This window comes from Paenibacillus sp. BIHB 4019 (assembly GCF_002741035.1).
GTDB lineage: Bacteria > Bacillota > Bacilli > Paenibacillales > Paenibacillaceae > Pristimantibacillus.
Genome location: NZ_CP016808.1, coordinates 6289519 through 6307888 on the forward strand (window position 1 = coordinate 6289519; position 18370 = coordinate 6307888).

Sequence of the window (18370 nt, forward strand, 5' to 3'; positions counted from 1 at the left end):
TTTGATTATTGCATTCTTAAACGTCTTCGCTGTGCCATCATCGCATCATATTGCCGTTCAAAACTCGCTGTCGCCTTCGCAACGGCTCTTTGAACCTTCTGCTCAATATCTTCCCCGCCATCGCCCTGAATCGTGAAATGAAAGACAGGAGAATAATTGAAATTGTCTCCGCCACCGCCTTGAGGCAGCAGCCCCATGGACGTACCAGCAGACTGCCATAAATCCCGGCTGCGCTGGCTGTTGTTTTCAGGGATAATCCATTCGTTGGACTTACCCTCACCAACCCAAGCGACTTGGGGCTCTGTTACGTAACCACCTGTCGCGTAGCCTGGAAGCTTAGGTATTTCCGGAATAGACATTCCGCCGATCGTTTCCCCGCCTATGCCCGGCACCCATTCAGGAACGGTGAAGCTCATGCCGTTAATGCCTCTGATCGCCGCATTAATAGCGTCAATAGCTACGTTAATCGGGAATGTCAAAATAGCCCCAAGACCCTCGAAAAGCCCCGTGAATATGTCCTTGACGCCCTGCCACGCCTTTTCCCAGTTTCCTGTGAACACGCCAGTGACAAAGTCAATAACGCCGCCGAACACGGTCATAAGGCCGCTAATAATTCCGCCGATTGCATCTATTGCATTTGTGACCACGGCTTTAATGATGGGAAAGGCAATGTTGAACAGATTAACGATGTTGTCTATAGCCGGCTTAATTATCATCATTATGACGCCGAATACATCGCCTATCTTGTCAGCAATCGCCTGTATCTTGGGCAGTATTTTTGCAATCGCCCCAGAAAGTGCAGGCATGACCTCCGTTGCCAGATAGTCAAATATTTGCGATAGGATCGGCCAGAGCCTCGACATGATGTAGGTAACCACTGGCGTTAAGGCCGCGATAACCTTCATGCTCACTTGCTGGAACGTCCTGCTTATCGAAAACACGATCGGCATTAGCTGCTGAACAATCTTACCAATTGAGCCGACCACCTTCATTACGTGGGGGCTGATTGTATCCCACGCTTGCAACAGTCCGTCTTTAAGGTTCATGATTGACCTAAAGGTCGAGCCCACCGAGTCAATGATTTCGTATTGAGCATCTGCCCCGAGTCCCAAGCTGCTCATTAAATTGGTAGCCTTCACTTTGAAATCGAAATTAAAACCATTCTTGAACAGCGAGCCCACAACCCCCGCAACGTCCGTAACCACCTTGCCCAGCCCTTTAAATGAGCTCTGCGCCGCTGGTAAGACGTCCTGCAGCCATCCGCTGAACTGATCCAGTAAAGGCAGCGCCATTTTAGCAAGGGGCAGGAGCAGCCCTGTTTGGAGCTGGCGCCCTATTCCCTCGAAGGCCTTCCCGATGGTCCCATACTTGATCTTGGCGACTTCACCCATAGTATCTTTCGTCATATCGAATTGGCTTCTCGCTGATGTCATAGCCGTTACTACACGGGCCTCCAAGTCTTCCGCCTGCGTCCCGAACAGCTGGACAGAAACGGCGTTTGCGACAACCGGGTCCTTTATTGCAGCAATAGCCTGGCTTGTCTTTAAAAACGCCTCCTGCGCCGTCTTGCCGCCTGCTGCGAACTGAGCTGTCATTTCAGCGCCGTTCAATCCAAGTGACTTGTATGCGTCCAGAGAAGCTTTGCTGCCGTCCTTGGTTCGAATGCCGAACTCTTTGATGCCATCGCCCACTTTATCAAGCGAGAAGGCCCCAGCTTCCAAGCCCGCTGCAAATGTATCGAACATCTGATTAGCTGAGAAGCCCAGCTGCGCGAAGTAGGCGCTGTATTCGTTCGCTGTGTCGAGCAAGTCCATTGTTTTAGAGAGTGGACCTTGCGCACCTTGGGCCAGCAGGCTATAAGCTTCATCGCTCGTAATTCCGAAATTCTTCATCATTGTGTCGGCTGTTCGGATACTTTCCGCGATGTCATCCCCGAATGCGTCCCGGTATGCAATGGCGTTTTTCGTGGTCGCTTCTAATTCAGATCCGCTCAACTTGGTTACCCGCTCGACAGCAGCAATTGAATTTGCAATGTCCATGAAGTTTTCGCCCATGCCCTTGTTGTAAATGTTGACCATGGTATCACCCAAGCCAGCCATTTGCGCTTGCGCTGCGCCCGTGCCGACCTGTATTTGAGCCATGGCGCTTTGATAAGCGTCCGCTGTGTTGAAGATGCCCACACCCGCAGCAGCTCCAGCAGCGCCCGCAGCGAGAGCCACACCGCCGACCATGGCAGCGCCGCCCATAAGCATGCCTGCCCTTCCTCCCATTCCAGCTCCAGCAGCAGCACCGCCACCACCGCCAGAAGGTCCGCCAGCGTTCTGCAAGTCCTGCATGCTTCGCTCAAGCCGCTCAACGTCCCGCAGATAGTTCCGCATGTCGTTACCGAACATGTTGCCGGGCATGCGAATACGGCTGATCTGCATTAGATTATCAAGCAGGCTTTTGGATTCCTTGGAAGCCTCTTTCAACTCCGCATTCATATTGCCGAGCATATTGTTTGGCATCGGATTGCCGCGAATCTCCCGAAAATTCCGCTCTAAATCATGAAGTCCTTCGTTCAAAGGCCTGAGCATGTCGCCAGAAATTCGCATCGCGCCAATGGCATGCATTTGCTTGTCAATATCCCCTAGATTGTTTAACACCTTGCTCATGATTGTATTGTAGGAGCCTTCTAGCTTCGCCGAGAGCTCAAAGGCTATGTCGTAAACCTTACCTGCCATTAAATCGCCTCGCTCTCGCCCGCTTCATCGAGCATGTGAATGATTAGCTCCAGCTTGAACGGCTTATATCCCGCAGCAGCCGCGACCATGTAGCCCATTTCCTTAATCGCTTCTGCCGGAACCAACCTCTCCAAAGGCTTTGCATACAGCGCCGCTACGATGGAATCACCGCTAATTTCAAGCTGCAATTGCTCAAGCATCTGTTCGTACTCCGCAAATACGACAAACCGCTCCTGAATGAGCTTTTTCAAAGCAACATGCCCGCCGTCAAGCCCGATCCCCTCTTGATCGGAAGCAGAAAGCGCCGCCGATGTGTTCGAAAAGAAGCGTTTAAGCTCCCGCATTGAGTGAAGCAGCATTAATTGAGTCGCCAGAACGTCCGCCATTTTGCCTTGCAGCACCTTCCCCTGCTTTTCCGTCCCTTTGAACCTCATAGAGCTTGATATTTTGTTATTTTGCTTCGTTGAGTAGGCCGTCAGTTTCTTGATTCGGTCCGTTAATGTTGTATTCATAGTGCTCCTTTCTGGAAAAGGGACGGCATGCAGCCGCCCCATCAATTTGCTTTCTAGTTTCGTTTATTCCACTTTCCTTACTTTCGCTTTTGAGAGCCTAGAAAGCCGCTTCCTGACGCCCTAGCCGATGGACGCTTTAATGAAGCGATTTTTCAACACAACGGCCTAGAATCGGCTGCTAGAATCTCAAAAAGTGAAAGTGAAAGTGAATTTTTGAAATAAAAACTAGCCAGAAATCGGGCTCATCCGCACCCACCTTTTTTTCCAAAGCCAGAAGGACCCGTAAAACATTTGGAGGGCGTGACGGTCCTCTCAGGCTCCGAGCGGAGGCTGCTGAACACTCAGCACCCTGTCGAGTGGGTATGCTCAAAGTTGAGCACCCCTTCCCCTGTTGCGTTAACCGCTAATTCTGGTTGCATGCATCGCTTGGCCCTTGAGCCTCTGACGGTATTCCTCATTCTCCCGTTCCGCTGTTTCAACCTCATGCTGCTTGGTGTACTTGATTACCAGAACGCCGTTACGATTCACGGTTTTCAATACCGTGCAGCCGGGATGGTCCAGCTTGAAACCTTCGACAACCTCCGTCTTAGTTCTATCCGTGAGTATCTTATACTCGTGTACTGGCGCTTGCTTAAACATGCTTCATCTTCCTTTCACGGGCATTAATGGGGCTGCACCCCAGAGTGAAATGCAGCCCTTGGATAATGGCGAATTATGCTTTGTCAGTGACTTTATAAAGAATGAACAATATTGGCGTTGAGCCATAGATTGAAGATGTTGCAAATACAATCTCCATTTGCTTGTTCTCCGCTTCCAATGCCGCCTGCATTGATGCAAGTTGAGCATCGGCTTCGAAAGCGCCCGGACTCATGACTTTATACATTCCGTTCCACCTCCTTTCGGTGGGGTATACAGGGCAATTCCCTTATCTACCAAGAAGCTTGCCAAGCGTCCAAGATCGTCTATCTTCCGTCTTAACTCCGCGCTCTCTTGCTTCTTCGTCCGTTACAAGCTCACCCGTTTTTTCATAGTGCTGAATCCATTCCGGAAGCTGCCCTAATACATAAGCATTGTTTAGTTCAGTTTCCGTTGGGTTAACGCACCGATCACCATTCATGTACACGGAACCAGAGGCCTGCTTCAATGTAGGGCCACTCGGTACGCCCGGATTTCGCAAGTCCTTTTGCGGCAAGTCCAACTTGTGATAAACGTTGTTTAAATCCATCAGCGATTCATAAGCTTTTTTATAATGCGCGTTCGCCTCTTTAATTTTGATTGTGAGCTGGGCGCGCAGCGCTCGGGCTTCCTCCTCGATTTTTTGAATTGCAGCGTTCTCCTTGGCTACTTCTTGGCTGTACGCTTTCTCGATGTCTGGAAGGAATTTCAGCAGCGTTTCACGTTCACCCGACTCAAGCACTTTCAGACGGTCGGACTCTACTTGAATCTCCAGCTCCAGCGCTTCTGAACGCTGCTTGACCTTGCTCAGCTCCGTTGTCGAATGCGGCTTTGTACCCGATGAGTCTTCAAGCAGCATCTTCCGATACAGAACATCAGATTTCGCTTTTTCATCCCTTTTTTGCTCGATAGAGGCGCGAAGGTCCGAAACCTTTGCTGCAAAATTGGCTTTCCCTTGTTCCAATGCATCAATCTGTTTTTTCAAAATAATTCACTCTCCGTTTTCTGATTATCGTTCGCGCTTTGCCTGAATCTTGTAAGCTTCCAAGATCATAAAATCCGCTGTCTCGTCACCTGTGCTGACAAACGGCTCGTCATTGCGGTAACGCCACATACCTGATCTGATACTGTTGATTTCCGCTACAACATCTGCTGAACTATTTCCGCTTGCGGTCTGATTCGGACGGCCTTGAAGTCGGTTAATCTCCGCCGAAATTCCTTCCGCATGCTCGTCATGCACTGACCTTCTTTGAGGGCCGTGCTTCTTTTCGATCAACTCGTTTGCATATGCAGCCATCCGTGCCACGGAAGCATCTTCTTCCGCCTGGTCATTTTTTTGTGCCCATCCTCTAACAATCTCCATGGAAACATCCCCTGCTGTTCTTCCGTCCATTATCGCTGCGTCAATGATATGACCATTATCCGCGCTGCGAATCCCTTCCAGTGCAGCAATGCGGAACGCTTCCGTCTTGGCGGCTGAATATTCGGGCGAAGGGGCTGGCGAATGCGGCAGGGCTACTGCTGCCGCTGCGGGCGCCTGCTTGTACATTGACAAATCAAAAACTTTGCCGTTAAACGAAGCAGAGCCCTTATCCATGGAAGCGGCAATGCGCTCGCTGGTGACTGCTGTTGCATACCCCTGCTTGAGTGCGTCGTCAGCACCCAACCATGTTTCATCATCCATTTGCTTTCCGATTACCGAACGGGATTTCCCTGTTTTCTCGACATAAATATTAATCAGGGATTCACGTATGTTATCCAGCAGGTTTGCAGTCTGCCTTAAATCTTTTGACTCACCTACCACCGTTGTCCAAGGGTTATGAATCATCATCATGGAGCCGGTTGGCATGAGTATTTCATCCCCGGCCATTGCTATAATGGATGCTGCCGAAGCTGCTAGGCCATCTACTCTGGTTATGACTTTCGCCTTAAATGTCTTTAAAACGGTATAAATGGCTATGCCTGCAAATACATCGCCGCCGCTGCTATTAATCCGAACTGTTAATTTACTGACGTTCCCCAGTGCCTTCAAGTCCGCTACAAGCTTCTTGGGCGTCACCTCATCGCCGTACCAGCTTGTAGTGCTGATCGGGCCGTAAAGCACTAGTTCCGCGCTCTTATTCGCCGCTGCTTGCACCGTCCAAAATTTATTTCCCAATGGCTTTCATCTTCCCTTCGTTTAGATCGTGCTGAACCTGATTTCCCCGCTGCAGCCTGAATGGTAATATCGCCCATACTCACTTTATGAGTACATCGCCCAGCTGCTGGTAGCGGGTGTCGCCAAAGTTGGCGGCTCCCTTATAACAAAATTCAGCGTTCCTGCACCTCCTTTATAGGATTTACCTATCAAATGCGCGCTGCTCATTGCCTGAAAGCGAAAGTGCGCTTTTGGCGGTTAAATTATTCGGAATACCCCCAAAGGGCTGCGAGCTTCTTAAAAGCCCTGTTTCTGATCTTCATAAACGTTGCGCTGCTGATTTCCATTTGATCGAATATGTCCTTGTCACTAATGTAATCCGAATCCTCGCCCATGTAGCGCCCTTGTATGGCCCGCCTTTCCATTTCGGGTAATCTTCCCACCGCTTTATTCACGGACTCCACATAAGCCCTGTACGCTTCCTGCTCGGCTTCCTCGCTGCCATCCATCAAGTGCAGGCAGAAGCGGTAACGGTTGAAATGCTCAAGTAATTTGCGCTTGACTCCAATTTGGGTATTTCCCCATGGCTTCACCGCTCGCGCACTCGCTGCATCATTGCTTCGAAAAAGTCAAAGCCCTGTTCTTCCAGCTCCGGCGAAGGATCATCAGGCTTTAGCTTCGCCTTGGCAAAGCCGTGATGCTTGTTGAGGCGCTCCATAAAGTCATCCAAGGAATCAGGGTTTGACTGGTGCCAATGTTTATACAGAAGCCCTAGCAATGCCTCTAGCGAGTCTTTGCGCATCTGATCTGTTGTTATTGTCAATTTGCTGCCCATATGCGTCATGACATAATTTTTTGTTGCTCCTTTTGCTGGCCTTGTCATTTCTCATTCTCCTTTCTGATTTTGGAGGCGACTTTTTTTATGAACCTCTGAATTCACCCTTTCACAATTCAAATCCCTCTTTATAGGCTCTACTTAATCAGTCCCAAACTATGGCTGTGAGGGGATAATAAATAAAGGGATGACGCCCCCCAAAACGCTGCGCAGGGATGGCTATATATAAAGGTGGGTTAAATTCGCCCGTTGTGAGCCTGTTTTCGAAAAAAGTCGAAAATTAGCCTCAAAGCCTTGATATATAAGGAAAAGCTTGAAATGCTTTCGTGGGTTAAATTCGCCCCACGACAGGAGTGGAAAATGAACCAAAACAGCCTTTACGTGGGTTAAAATCGCCCGTTGTGTTGGGTTAAATTCGCCCTAGCCAAATTATTGTTTAGGTTGACGTTTTATTCGCGGTTTGACCTCGAAATGCTTCGTGCCAAACAGCTGCCACATGGTATGAAAACCGTAAATGTTTGGCTCACGTATACTCCAGCCCTGACGTATAATCTGAATAAATCCGTTTTCGATAAGCTGATCCATAGACTTTGTGAATGTCGCCTTGTTCATCAGCTTTTCACCTTCCGCATAGGTGAAACTTATGTCATTCTCGTTGCTGCCGGTGTATTTCGTCTTCATGGCCAGATACAGTACAACAGCATGAACCGAAAGCTCCTTCCATGCCACTGACTCCATCATGTTCCTAGTAATGCGAATGTGATGGTTATCAATTGAAGACGTTGCTTTTTCAAATGGCCTGAAACTATAATCCTTCTTTTTCTTGCGAGACATACCACCTCACCTACTCTTTTGCAGTCAATCCGACTTGTTCCGTTAAAACATCTATACATGTGATTATCTCAAGTGAGCCGTCAGCGCATTCACAAATGACCATGCACAAGCTACCTGCATCGGTTGAATCAATACCCAGCACATCGAACACGGCCATAACAACCCTATCCCACGCGCTAGTCAAACCATTGATCGTAATTCCTGCAGCTTCGAGCGCTGCGTTTTGCTGGAATAAATCCCGCGCCAGCTCCAGCAGCCTTGTTGCTGCCAAGCGCTGCACATCGGTTACTACACCCATAACCAAACCCTCCTAACTTGCAATGACGTGCTGAGGCGTTTAAAGGCACAGCAGAGGCGTTAAAAATCAATTTTGCTACGAATGTACTCCCCGATGCTTTCAACCTCTGTCAGAAGCTCTCTGAGCGTTGCAGCGGTTGACTCACTGATTTTCAATTGAACAAGACGTTTGATAGCAAACTCCAGCTTTGTATAATAACCAATGGCTGCATAAGCTTCGCTGCCTTTTGAGTCGAGCTTGCCAGTATATTGCTTAATGATGAACTGGCGTCCGTCATGCTCAATGTATAAATTGCCTTCGATCTGAACTTTCACGTTCGTTCACTCCTCTGTATGTGTGTCTCAGGCAAATCTAGGCTTGTACAGGCGTTTGAATGGCTAATGGGCATTATCTATCGTTCAAAAATCAAAACGCCTGTACAGACTTTGCAGAACGCTGAATCAGCATTCACTAGCTTTTCATTGCCAGAAGTCGAAGCGCTATGAGATTGCCGCCATGAGTCCGTATATAAAGCCGACCATTGCGGGCTACACCGTAGCAGCGCATGACGCCTTTTGGAGAGCGGGACCGATGTAGACATGATCGCGGGACGCTCCGTAAAAATGCAGCAGTTTGAAGATGCTGAACGCCTCAGCTCGTCCGCTATGCACGTTCTCCCAATATTTCAGGCAACGAACGGGAATGTCCGTCTTTGCCGATACCTCTTCCATGGTCAAGCTCATATTTTCGCGCAGCTGCTTAAGCGTCAATTTTTGTGTCATGCTCACACCTCCGGCGATTCTTGCGAGAATTTCCAGCCTGCCATAAAGCCCGCGGCATAGGCGTCTTCACCGATCATGAAAGCAGCTTCCCCGAAACTGTCCGACATTTTATCTAAATGGCCTTTCAAAGCTGCCGATCTCGAAATGCTCTTAATTTTCAAGAGCGCGAATATCGCGTCTTCAAAAGCGCCGTGATGGTCGTCAATCAAGCCCTGTTGTGGTCCGCAGCCTACTTCACGGAATTTCATATACGCCTGGTACGCCAATTGTTGCAAAACCAACTCAACGCCCATTTCGTATGCGAGTGAAACCATTTGATCGGTCCGGCTGCGCGCGGAAACTGGAACGATACGGTTAACTTGATGCGTGATTGACGGATTAATGTCGATTTCCTTTTTCATATATGAAGCACTCCCTTTTCGCTTTTTCCAGAAGGCCGCTATTGCTTTATGTTTCGAAAGGTTATAAGATAATGGACAATAAAAGCCATTAAGCTTGATCGTGAGTCGCTACTGCATCCCGGCGAAGGAATGCGCAGTAGCGGTTTTTCTATTTCTAACCTCTTGCAATACCTCGTATGGACCATCCACAGCATAACCTCGTTTTTGATACCATCTGATTAGCTCAGCAAGGTCAATGACAATTTTCTCTCCTGTTCCTGCTGTAATGCCCTTCTCAGCCGCGAACATTTCAAAATCTCCCTGCAATCCCAACAATTCAGCCCTGCGGTGTAGCTTGTCCGCTAATGCCGCGGTTCCAAGATTGCGGTATTCGTTCACTTCGCTAGTAAGCTGCCCGACCTCCGCGTCAATCTCTTCCAGCCTCACACTTTGATTAGGCATTGTACATTTCACCTCTTTCTTTGGACTATGCTCACATCAAATTAGTACCTAGCTTATTTCTCACCACTAAGAAATTTTGTTCAACTCGTAAAGCTCCGAAACAAGCTCCTTGACGTCGTTCTCGTATATCTTGCATGCAATTTCATAAAGCTCAGGAATCTTGCCGAGAACTTTGTCGATGTAATCCAACTTGTTTTTCAGCTTCGGTTTATGCGACTCATTGTAGCTATCAAGCTTCCGCTGCAGGTTAACGTGATATTTCATTTCAAACTGCTTGTACAGCTCATTCCACCTTTGCTGCACCTTATTTAATCCGCCTTTGCGAACGACCCGGTTCAATACCTGGCGCTTTGTAGCAAGGTCGATTTCATCAACCAAACCAATAATGACGTGCTCTTTATGGTCAATCTCTCCAAGCTGCTCTACAATGGTTTCCCTTTGTGCCTTGATAACCTCGTTCTGCTGCCGGACTGTTGCCAGCGTGGTTTTGAACAATATTTGCGTCTGCTCATCTACAAACGGCAGGTATGTTGCAAGGAATAGATCCTCGTTATTAACATGACCGCCTGTTTTACGAATAGACTCGATTGCTTCATATACCCAGTCATAGAAAGCATCCGCTTTTGGCTGCGAGCTGTGCCGGCAGATTTCATAGATGCCTTTGGCGGAATAAATATATGTCTCATATTGCTTCCCATCAGTACCGGACAACTTGTCCGTCACTGAAAACTTATCAAGCCTCTTCTTGTTACGATCATGTATTTTCCTGATTGCATCAGACGGATCGCTGTACTCCAATGCCGCACCAATCTGCTCCCGAGTCATGAATATTTCGCCGTTCTCTCCCTGCCATACATCGACGAACAACTCGCCGAATGGCTTCTTTGCTACAAGTTTCAAATGCTTCGCCTCCTCTTGTTTCCTTATGTTTTAAAATCAACCGTGCCAATAGTTCTTAGACAATGCGGTACAGCTACTCCCAGCCGGAGCAGTTAACTTTCTCTTGCTGGCTCATCCAACGATCCAAGCTTTCAACCCGGAACATGATTTTCGGTTTTCTTGATTTAGATGATCCTGCACGGTAGAAAGGAATGCTTTTTTCACGGCAGAGCATGTAAAGCGTGTCCTCCGAAATGCCTGTATACTGTGACGCTTCTGGTATAGTGAGCCTCCTTTGGTTCAACTCTGTAGCAATTTCTGACAGAATCTGTGCCTTTACTTCTTCAAATAGCTGCTTACGAATCGAAGCGAAAAAATCAACGGTGATTTGTTCTGTTTTCATAATAAGTGCTCCTTTCATTTTCTTATTAGCGGCTGGGGCAGCCTGGAGCTTGTTTTTGCGCATGATGCGGGGAAGGATTATAACGTATGATTACTTCGTGGTAGGATCATGTTTAATGATCTCGAACAGTTCTGTCCATTCGCGCTCGAGTACTTCACAAATACGTTTTGCTGTTTTTGGTGAGGGACTGCGGTCACCATTAGTGATCTGTACAGTCATTGGCTGAGATAAATGAATCTCTTTACTGAAATCCATTTTGCTGAAACCACGCATGATTATTAGTTCGTTAAGATAGTTTGTGTCTTTTACTTTAATTTTCATTTGCTACCCTCCACCTAGAAATTTTGCTATCTGTGCAATTAATATATCTCAAAATTGCACACATTGCAACAATTCGTTCTGAATAATTGCGCAATGTGTTAAATTAGTTCATAATTAAAAAAACAAATCATTGGGGTGTGTTTGAGATTAACAAAGAATTCGGCCAATATTTACGGGCATTGCGAAAGAAACAAAATCTAACCTTAAAGGAGTTAGGAAAACACACAGGTTATTCCTATTCTTACTTATCTCAACTTGAACGCGGAGAACGTGGAGGTGCAAACGGAATTCCTTCACCCGAAACACTGGAGATTCTTTGTGGCCCATTGGGTGTTTCGTATGGCGAATTAATGCATGAAGCTGGTTATCTTAAATCAGATGAATATCATCATGATCACGAAGTGACCTTTTCACGTATTATCGTAAATGGAGAACCTCAGACAAGACACGATCTAATAAAACATTCTCTAGGGATTAAAAAAATTCCATTTGGAAACCCAGACATTGAAGTATTGATAGAAACAAACAGGGTTGATGCTGATCATCCTGATTTGGTAGAACATATTTATAAAGATGCAGAGAAGGATGAGTTGACAATTTTACTGTATGAAAACCGATACCTAACTTATCGTGGAGTAGATTTATCCGTTGAGGACCGCAAGCGTATTTTGGATATGCTCAAAGTTTTGTTTCCTGATCGCCAATAACCAATCTCCCAACAAACACTCCAATGCAAAATGATACTTTCCCCGCAATGCCCGTAATTCAGTATTGATATTTCAAAAATAATTAAAATTAGAGGGATCGATATGAAAATGAAAAAAATCAACTTAGAGCGAAGGAAAGAATATATTGAACTTCTCAGGACGGAAATTGAGGAACAGGAAAAAATCATAAAGCTTATAGAGACATACAAACCCATGTCTTTTGAACAAGAGGTTCTCCTTAATTATGCAATACTAGGAACGGTACAATCTGTGGCTAATAAATTAAATGCAGATGGACATCGATTGGGAGAGCGTAAATACATTCACACAGACATCTCAGCAATTATTATGCAGAAGCCCGCCAATGAATTTCACTCAATGGTGAAAAAGGCATTTGAACATAATAAAAAAGGGATTAGTTATCGAATTTAAAAACCGCTCCCAAGTTTAAATTCATCCTTATCATCTTCATTATGAACATTACTAACTAACAACAAAATGAGTATTGAGCAATACTAGCGGCCAGCACCATTGCCCTTCCATCTCATCACACTGATGATTTGACATATAAGCTCCGAAACGTAAACAACATCAACAGTTCCAGCACCTCCTCCGACTCGCTGGGCAATTACCTATCCAGCCGATAGAAGCGCTAAAAATGCTTTTGTACAAGCTCAAACTCTCATATATCCCAAAGGAGGACTTATACCAATGACCGATAAACCCGTTGATGGAAATGTATCCCCGTTTGAACAGGCTCGTCAGGAAGACGAACACGGCAATGAATTTTGGAGCGCTCGTGACATGGCGAGGTTGCTTGATTATGTAGAGTACCGCAATTTCAAACCTGTTATTGATCGAGCAAAACAAGCATGCGAGAATAGCGGGCAATCCGTTGAAGATCATTTCGTGGATATGCACGATATGATCGCTACTGGTAAAGGAGCTCGCCGAAAAGTAAAATCAGTAGCCCTTAGCCGTTACGCCTGCTACCTTATTATCCAAAACGCTGATCCCGCGAAAGAAATTGTTGCATTAGGACAAACCTACTTTGCCGTTCAAACTAGAAAGCAAGAACTATTTGAGCAAGCAACCGAGGACGAGCGCCGCGTCATGCTGCGTGAGGAACTCCGAAAGCATAACTCTCAATTGGCGGATGCTGCCTATCAAGCTGGAGTAGAAAGTGATATAGATTTCGCTGTATTTCAGAATCATGGCTATAAAGGTTTGTACGGTGGATTAGACGCAAAAGGCATCCATCAATATAAAGGATTAAAGAAGTCGCAAAAGATTCTCGATCATATGGGGAGTACTGAACTGGCCGCTAATCTATTTCGCGCAACACAGACGGAGGAAAAGATTCGTCGAGAAAGTATTCAAGGTAAACGTGAAGCGAATAAGGCACACTTTGACGTAGGTGCAAAGGTTCGGCAAACGATTGAAGAGCTTGGAGGCACAATGCCTGAAGAACTGCCGACACATGAGGATGTGAAGAAAGTCGAGCGCCGTCTGCAAAAACAGCAAGCGGAACAATTGCCGGACGAGCAATAATATTATTTGAACTAAGAGGAGGTATTATTCATGGCAAGCTACCAGAAACGCGGAGAAAGCTCTTGGTACATGTATGTGGAAGCTGGAACCGATGCTGCAGGAAACCGGATACGCAAGACGCAGACTATTCGCATTGACGATCCGGCAATACTGAAATCTGCTAAGAAAACAAAGGCTTATCTGGATGAGGAATTATTGAAATTCAAAATGCTTGTGGAATCAGGCGAATATATCAATCCGGATAAAATGAAATTCTCTGCCTTTGTCGAGCTTTGGAAAACTAGATTCGTAGAGAAGAACCTGGAAGAAACGACGGCCTTTAATTACAAGTACCATAGCAACAAATGGATCATCCCCCATTTTGGCGAAAAATCCATTGATAAAATTAAGACCATGCATATTGTTGATTTCTTGGACGGATTGACTGATGTTACAGGCTCAGCAACGAGGGTTTATATTTTCAGGGTGTTGCGCAGCATATTTACTAAAGCCACGGAATGGAAGGTCATTAAGCAAAATCCTATGCAGGGCGTGACGAAGCCGAAGGACGAGCCGAAAAGCATGGAGGTATACAGCGAGGAAGAGGTCGGCGTTTTGCTGACAGCGCTCCAGAAAGAGCCTATACGGCTTAGAGTAATGATAACTCTAGCTCTTACAACCGGCATGAGGAGAGCAGAACTGTTGGGACTGGAATGGAAGCATATTGATCTGGAAAACAGCATTATTGATGTGAAGCAAACGATTCCCATATTCAAGGATGGTGAGCCCGTCATTAAGGGGCCGAAGAAGAAAAGCTCTATCAGGAAAATTGTTTTCCCCTCTTCCGTCTCTGCAGAGTTGAAACTCTACCAGACTCACATGATGAGAGAACGTTCTAATACAGAGGCTCCATGGGAAGGCGGAGAATATTACTTTTTATTTGCACACGAGAATGGCCGACCCTTCTATCCCAAAACGCTTTACGATCAATGGAGGGATTTTCTCAAGAGAGTTCCGAACTTAAAACAAATCAGGCTTCATGATCTCCGACATACATCTGCAACGCTACTCATTAACCAGGGCGTCCATGCTAAAATTATTTCAAATAGGCTCGGCCATGCTAAAATCTCGACAACCATGAACGTATACGGCCACGTCATTGAATCAGCGGATCGTGCTGCAGCAGAAACATTCAACAATTTATTCGAACCAAAGAAACCACTAAAGAAAAAGAAATCATAATGCGTTTATTGATGACATCATCGTCATCAGCCACTCAACTGCTGCACTGAAAATATTAGTCAGCACACTCGCTTTTGGGATCCACTCTGTTTAATTCCGTCATCAATTCGTCATCAAACGCAATTTCTAGCGCTCAATTAGAAAAATAAAAACCTTGAATTCCCTTGATACATAAGGGAAAACACAAAAAAATCGAGCGCCCCTTTCGGGACGCTCTATTCATGGGAGAGGAGAAACCGGACGAAGAGCTTATGGGGAACGTAAGTCTTCTCCGCGGTTGTCTACGACATCTTGCGACGCCGATAATTTTATTTTGTCCGTTTTGCGGACATTTATACCTTCACGACAAGAAAAAGGTGGAAAGTCGGCCAAAAAGCTGCGGACATCCTGTATAATTCACAGTAAGAATTAAAAAACTTACACCAAATTAAAGGGGATGCACCATGGACTTTGTGGCAATTGACTTTGAAACCGCCAACTCCAATCGCTCCAGCGCCTGCGCGGTCGGCATCGTCGAGGTACAGGGCGGCAAAATCGTTTTCGAGCAGGTTTGGCTCATTAATCCGCAGCAGCATTTTGACCGGATGAACATCGAAATTCACGGCATCACTCCGGCTATGGTGGCGGACAGCCCTACTTTTTCCGAATTATGGCCTGTACTAGAGCCATTATTGAATAATAAGCAGGTAGTCGCGCATAATGCTTCCTTCGATATGAGCGTCCTGCGTTATTGCCTAGATGATGCGGCATTGCCTTATCCGGCATTTCATTATTACTGCACCTATCAGCTTAGCAAAAAACTGCTGCCGGACATGCCTTCCTATCGTTTGAACGTATTAGCTGGCCATTATCAAATTCCGTTAAATCACCATGATGCGCTAGATGATGCAAGAGCGGCAGCGTTAATTTTAGCAAGATTGCTTGAGCAGGAGCAGCAGCTAAGCCCTACCGAGCTTGTGCTCGCCAAAGGCTATAAAATCGGTAAAATGCATGCTCGCGGTTACACGCCATTCTCAACAACAGCTGCTAAAAGCAAGAAGCAAGCAAAGCCAGCTGCCTCTGCCAGCGCTAAGCGTGCTGCAGCTAGCGCAACAGAAACAGCAGCCGAAAAATCTGGGCTGCAGCTCATCAGAGGGCAAAAAGCTGACATTACCCGCCATTTGGGGTTGGATCAGCTGATTGCTCGCGTTTCATGGAAATTGTTAAATCCGGCGCTTGAAATTGACGCCACGGCCTTCCTGCTATCTGCGGCAAGACGGTGTGAGCGGGATGAGGATTGTATTTTTTACGGAAATCCCGTTTCATCTCATCACTCCGTCTCCTACTCCAAGCTAGGTCCCAATGAAGCACAGTTTAAAATCGATTTCAGCAAGCTGCCGCTGCAGATCCAGCGAATGGCCTTCACTCTTTCGATCTACGAAGGCGAGGCACAGCAGCATGATTTCAGCCAAGTGGCCGAAATCAGCATCTATCTGCTGCATCCGCAAACGGAACAAGTGGTAGCTCAGTTCGGATTTGGCGAAGATCTGCTTAAAGAAACAGCTATCGTCATCGGGGATTTATATTTACACAACGGCAATTGGAAATTTGACGCCATCGGCAAAGGTTTTTTTAGCGGCTTGCAAGCTTTATGTGAAAATTTCGGCCTGGAAGTAAGCCATCCTTCAAATGAAGCACATTCCTTATAACAACCTTGATAACGCTCTGGTCTTACTCCCAGCTGTCGTATCTCAAGCCTTCAATGATCTGCGGTCGTTTCGTAATGCCCGCAGCGGCTTGCAGGGCTATTTTGCCTTTGCCGCTCTTCACCAGCTCAAATAGCTGCTCCGTATGGAATACACCGCCTGGCAGGCCGCCTTCATAAACAGCGGCGGCAACAGCGGTCGCCACTTTAGCGGTCGCTGCCGCCTCATGGGAACCATCGACCAAATATTGAACATGCTTCTTCTTGCCCGCCTTCATTCCCCAGCCATCTACTTTAACCGCATAGCCGTCTGAGCCAAAACGCATCATTCCAAAGCTGCTCACAGCGGCAGAGCGAATCCATTTGACTTTCAGCAGCCGGAATAATCCCGTTGCGCGTATCCATGCAACCAAGCGGGTGACCGCACCTGAATCGAAACAAAGCCTTGTTGATACGGTCGGCACTTTCAGCGTTCTTGGCAGCGACTGCTGATCGGAGAACGGGAAGCGGTAAGCCATGCGGCTGCCCAGCTCCTTGCCAAAGTCGGTGCGCTTGCCGCCGCTAAAACTGACCGTCTGCGTGCTGCCGCCATTTTCAACAATGGAAAATGCACTGCCAATGCTGTCGACCGTCCACTCTATCGCCGCCTTGCCATGCTGATCGCCAAGCCCCAGCATAATTGCGATATCTACGCTATCGAGCTGATCCAGCTCCTGCTGCGCCTTGCGTGCGAGCAAATTCGTTACACCTGGCGCTAGCCCAACGCTCAGCACCGCTGTCGCCTGCGCCTGTGCAGCTTCCTCTGTATGCTTTTCTACACTAGTCAGGAAAGGGCCATACGCCGAAATATCCACGTAATGCGTGCCACTCCGCAGGCTAGCCTGTACAAAGGCATCATCCGTCTGATCCATACACATGACAATTAGCTTGACACGTTCGAAATCCATTTCCTGCTTCCAGTTGGTTAAATTAAATGCCATTGGTTTCACTTGGCCGCCCGTCTGGTCCGCGAATTGTTTCGCACGCTCTAAGCTTCTGCCCGCCGCATACACTTTACCTGGAAACTTTGCTCCGAGCTGCTTGCTTATATCTCCGCCCACATGGCCGTAGCCGCCTATAACAACGATGTCTTGTTTCATTTGTCCTGCCTCTTTTCTTCTATGTTGAGCTCCCCGTCTGCTTTGACAGCAAACCATCCTGTAATAAGGTAGGAACCGAAAAATTTTGAAATATGGTTAAAGCCAACTTCCCGAAGCAGCTCTTCCACCTGCTCTGGCGGTACGGGATCTGATTCGGCGCCAATTGAGGCGGCAAACCGCTCCCAATCCTCAAGCGGAATGCCATTATCCAGCATGTGGCTTTGCCAAGCGCTCATCTGGACGGCGAATGCTTCCTCCTGGCGATCACAGCTTATTGCAGCAATAAATAACGGCGCTCCCGGCTTCAAACGCTCGGCTATACTGCGCAGCAGCTCCCTTTTCTGATCCAGCCCCTTTATAAAATGCAGTACCAGCAGGGAAGTCGCTGCATCGTGCAGCTTGTCCTTCGGCAGCTCGTCTGCCGTTCCCTCGTGCAGCGTGACTTCCGCTTCTAATCGCTCCATTCGGATGCGCTGCTCGGCTATCGCCAGCATACGTGCAGACGGGTCAACCCCGGTAAAACGCCACGCTGGATGCGCACCGCCGAGCGTAACAATCTCCTGCCCGCCGCCTGCTCCAACAACTAATATGTCCTGTTCCCTCTCAGGGCCAAGCATCGCGTTCATTAATCGGTCTGTCATATCATACAGCATGAAATAGCCGGGTATTTTTAAAGAAATCGTTCGTCCATAGCCCTCCACTTGGGGATCATTCCAACTCATTGTTTTCTGTTGCTGCGGCTGCTTCTCATTCATCGGTACAGCTCTCCCTTCACCTCTATATATGGTCCGCCCTTTTCAATTTGGCGGGTATTCTGTAAAATGTAATCTGTAATTAATGTTAATTAT

General features: G+C 47.2%; 24 protein-coding genes. 5 read left to right on the forward strand and 19 right to left on the reverse strand.

Annotated features, from left to right (window positions below; all coding sequences use genetic code 11):
• Window positions 1-5: 5 nt before the first annotated feature.
• The 17 genes from BBD42_RS27275 to BBD42_RS27350 all read right to left on the reverse strand — a co-directional run bounded on the left by BBD42_RS27275 (window position 6) and on the right by BBD42_RS27350 (window position 11220).
• Window positions 6-2723 carry a phage tail tape measure protein gene (locus tag BBD42_RS27275; protein WP_099520718.1) on the reverse strand — a complete coding sequence of 906 codons (2718 nt, stop codon included), beginning with the start codon at window positions 2721-2723 and terminating at the stop codon, window positions 6-8.
• Entirely contained in the window at window positions 2723-3235 is a 513-nt protein-coding gene (locus BBD42_RS27280) for a hypothetical protein (RefSeq protein WP_150131614.1), read from the reverse strand. The genes BBD42_RS27275 and BBD42_RS27280 overlap by 1 nt, the downstream gene beginning before the upstream one ends.
• A 396-nt stretch (window positions 3236-3631) precedes the next feature.
• The gene (locus tag BBD42_RS27285; protein WP_099520720.1) at window positions 3632-3874 is read right to left on the reverse strand and encodes a hypothetical protein; all 243 of its coding nucleotides are present in this window, start codon (window positions 3872-3874) and stop codon (window positions 3632-3634) included.
• A 73-nt stretch (window positions 3875-3947) separates the two neighbouring features.
• Window positions 3948-4118, reverse strand: a complete 171-nt coding sequence (locus BBD42_RS31905; protein ID WP_172455650.1) for a hypothetical protein — start codon at window positions 4116-4118, stop codon at window positions 3948-3950.
• Window positions 4119-4160: 42 nt separating this feature from the next.
• Window positions 4161-4895 carry a hypothetical protein gene (locus BBD42_RS27290; RefSeq protein ID WP_099520721.1) on the reverse strand — a complete coding sequence of 245 codons (735 nt, stop codon included), beginning with the start codon at window positions 4893-4895 and terminating at the stop codon, window positions 4161-4163.
• A gap of 24 nt (window positions 4896-4919) precedes the next feature.
• A complete protein-coding gene (locus tag BBD42_RS27295) occupies window positions 4920-6068 on the reverse strand; it encodes a head maturation protease, ClpP-related (RefSeq protein WP_099520722.1) in 1149 nt (382 codons plus the stop codon).
• Between the two features lie 242 nt (window positions 6069-6310).
• Entirely contained in the window at window positions 6311-6640 is a 330-nt protein-coding gene (locus BBD42_RS27300; protein WP_099520723.1) for an ArpU family phage packaging/lysis transcriptional regulator, read from the reverse strand.
• The gene (locus BBD42_RS27305) at window positions 6637-6930 is read right to left on the reverse strand and encodes a hypothetical protein (protein ID WP_099520724.1); all 294 of its coding nucleotides are present in this window, start codon (window positions 6928-6930) and stop codon (window positions 6637-6639) included. Before BBD42_RS27305 ends, BBD42_RS27300 begins: the two co-directional genes overlap by 4 nt.
• A gap of 381 nt (window positions 6931-7311) precedes the next feature.
• Window positions 7312-7716 (reverse strand): hypothetical protein, encoded by a 405-nt coding sequence (locus BBD42_RS27310; RefSeq protein WP_099520725.1) that lies wholly within the window; start codon window positions 7714-7716, stop codon window positions 7312-7314.
• A gap of 10 nt (window positions 7717-7726) precedes the next feature.
• Entirely contained in the window at window positions 7727-8014 is a 288-nt protein-coding gene (locus BBD42_RS27315; RefSeq protein ID WP_099520726.1) for a hypothetical protein, read from the reverse strand.
• Between the two features lie 59 nt (window positions 8015-8073).
• Window positions 8074-8328: a hypothetical protein gene (locus BBD42_RS27320; RefSeq protein WP_099520727.1), complete on the reverse strand. Its 255-nt coding sequence runs from the start codon at window positions 8326-8328 to the stop codon at window positions 8074-8076.
• Window positions 8329-8541: 213 nt separating this feature from the next.
• Window positions 8542-8775, reverse strand: a complete 234-nt coding sequence (locus BBD42_RS27325) for a helix-turn-helix domain-containing protein (RefSeq protein WP_099520728.1) — start codon at window positions 8773-8775, stop codon at window positions 8542-8544.
• A gap of 2 nt (window positions 8776-8777) precedes the next feature.
• Window positions 8778-9176 carry a hypothetical protein gene (locus BBD42_RS27330; protein ID WP_099520729.1) on the reverse strand — a complete coding sequence of 133 codons (399 nt, stop codon included), beginning with the start codon at window positions 9174-9176 and terminating at the stop codon, window positions 8778-8780.
• A 108-nt stretch (window positions 9177-9284) separates the two neighbouring features.
• A complete protein-coding gene (locus BBD42_RS27335; protein ID WP_099520730.1) occupies window positions 9285-9617 on the reverse strand; it encodes a hypothetical protein in 333 nt (110 codons plus the stop codon).
• Window positions 9618-9683: 66 nt separating this feature from the next.
• Window positions 9684-10517: a BRO-N domain-containing protein gene (locus BBD42_RS27340; RefSeq protein ID WP_216364885.1), complete on the reverse strand. Its 834-nt coding sequence runs from the start codon at window positions 10515-10517 to the stop codon at window positions 9684-9686.
• 73 nt (window positions 10518-10590) lie between these two features.
• Entirely contained in the window at window positions 10591-10899 is a 309-nt protein-coding gene (locus BBD42_RS27345) for a helix-turn-helix domain-containing protein (RefSeq protein ID WP_172455651.1), read from the reverse strand.
• 90 nt (window positions 10900-10989) lie between these two features.
• The gene (locus BBD42_RS27350; RefSeq protein ID WP_099520732.1) at window positions 10990-11220 is read right to left on the reverse strand and encodes a helix-turn-helix transcriptional regulator; all 231 of its coding nucleotides are present in this window, start codon (window positions 11218-11220) and stop codon (window positions 10990-10992) included.
• A gap of 137 nt (window positions 11221-11357) precedes the next feature.
• Between BBD42_RS27350 and BBD42_RS27355 the strand changes: the two genes are divergently transcribed.
• The 5 genes from BBD42_RS27355 (at window position 11358) to BBD42_RS31910 (ending at window position 16387) form a co-directional block, all read left to right on the forward strand.
• A complete protein-coding gene (locus BBD42_RS27355) occupies window positions 11358-11927 on the forward strand; it encodes a helix-turn-helix domain-containing protein (RefSeq protein ID WP_172455652.1) in 570 nt (189 codons plus the stop codon).
• Window positions 11928-12029: 102 nt separating this feature from the next.
• Window positions 12030-12359, forward strand: a complete 330-nt coding sequence (locus BBD42_RS27360; protein WP_099520734.1) for a hypothetical protein — start codon at window positions 12030-12032, stop codon at window positions 12357-12359.
• Window positions 12360-12638: 279 nt separating this feature from the next.
• Window positions 12639-13478, forward strand: coding sequence for a DNA damage-inducible protein D (dinD, locus tag BBD42_RS27365; protein ID WP_099520735.1), 840 nt, complete (start codon window positions 12639-12641; stop codon window positions 13476-13478).
• Window positions 13479-13508: 30 nt separating this feature from the next.
• On the forward strand, window positions 13509-14699 hold the full coding sequence (locus tag BBD42_RS27370; RefSeq protein WP_099520736.1) for a tyrosine-type recombinase/integrase: 1191 nt from the start codon (window positions 13509-13511) through the stop codon (window positions 14697-14699).
• A 443-nt stretch (window positions 14700-15142) separates the two neighbouring features.
• Window positions 15143-16387, forward strand: a complete 1245-nt coding sequence (locus tag BBD42_RS31910) for a TerD family protein (protein ID WP_172455653.1) — start codon at window positions 15143-15145, stop codon at window positions 16385-16387.
• 22 nt (window positions 16388-16409) lie between these two features.
• Here BBD42_RS31910 and BBD42_RS27380 read toward each other — a convergent pair whose 3' ends face one another.
• Both BBD42_RS27380 and BBD42_RS27385 read right to left on the reverse strand, forming a co-directional pair.
• Window positions 16410-17522, reverse strand: coding sequence for a saccharopine dehydrogenase family protein (locus tag BBD42_RS27380; RefSeq protein ID WP_099520737.1), 1113 nt, complete (start codon window positions 17520-17522; stop codon window positions 16410-16412).
• Window positions 17519-18277 carry a class I SAM-dependent methyltransferase gene (locus BBD42_RS27385; protein WP_237163246.1) on the reverse strand — a complete coding sequence of 253 codons (759 nt, stop codon included), beginning with the start codon at window positions 18275-18277 and terminating at the stop codon, window positions 17519-17521. The genes BBD42_RS27380 and BBD42_RS27385 overlap by 4 nt, the downstream gene beginning before the upstream one ends.
• Window positions 18278-18370 lie beyond the last annotated feature (93 nt).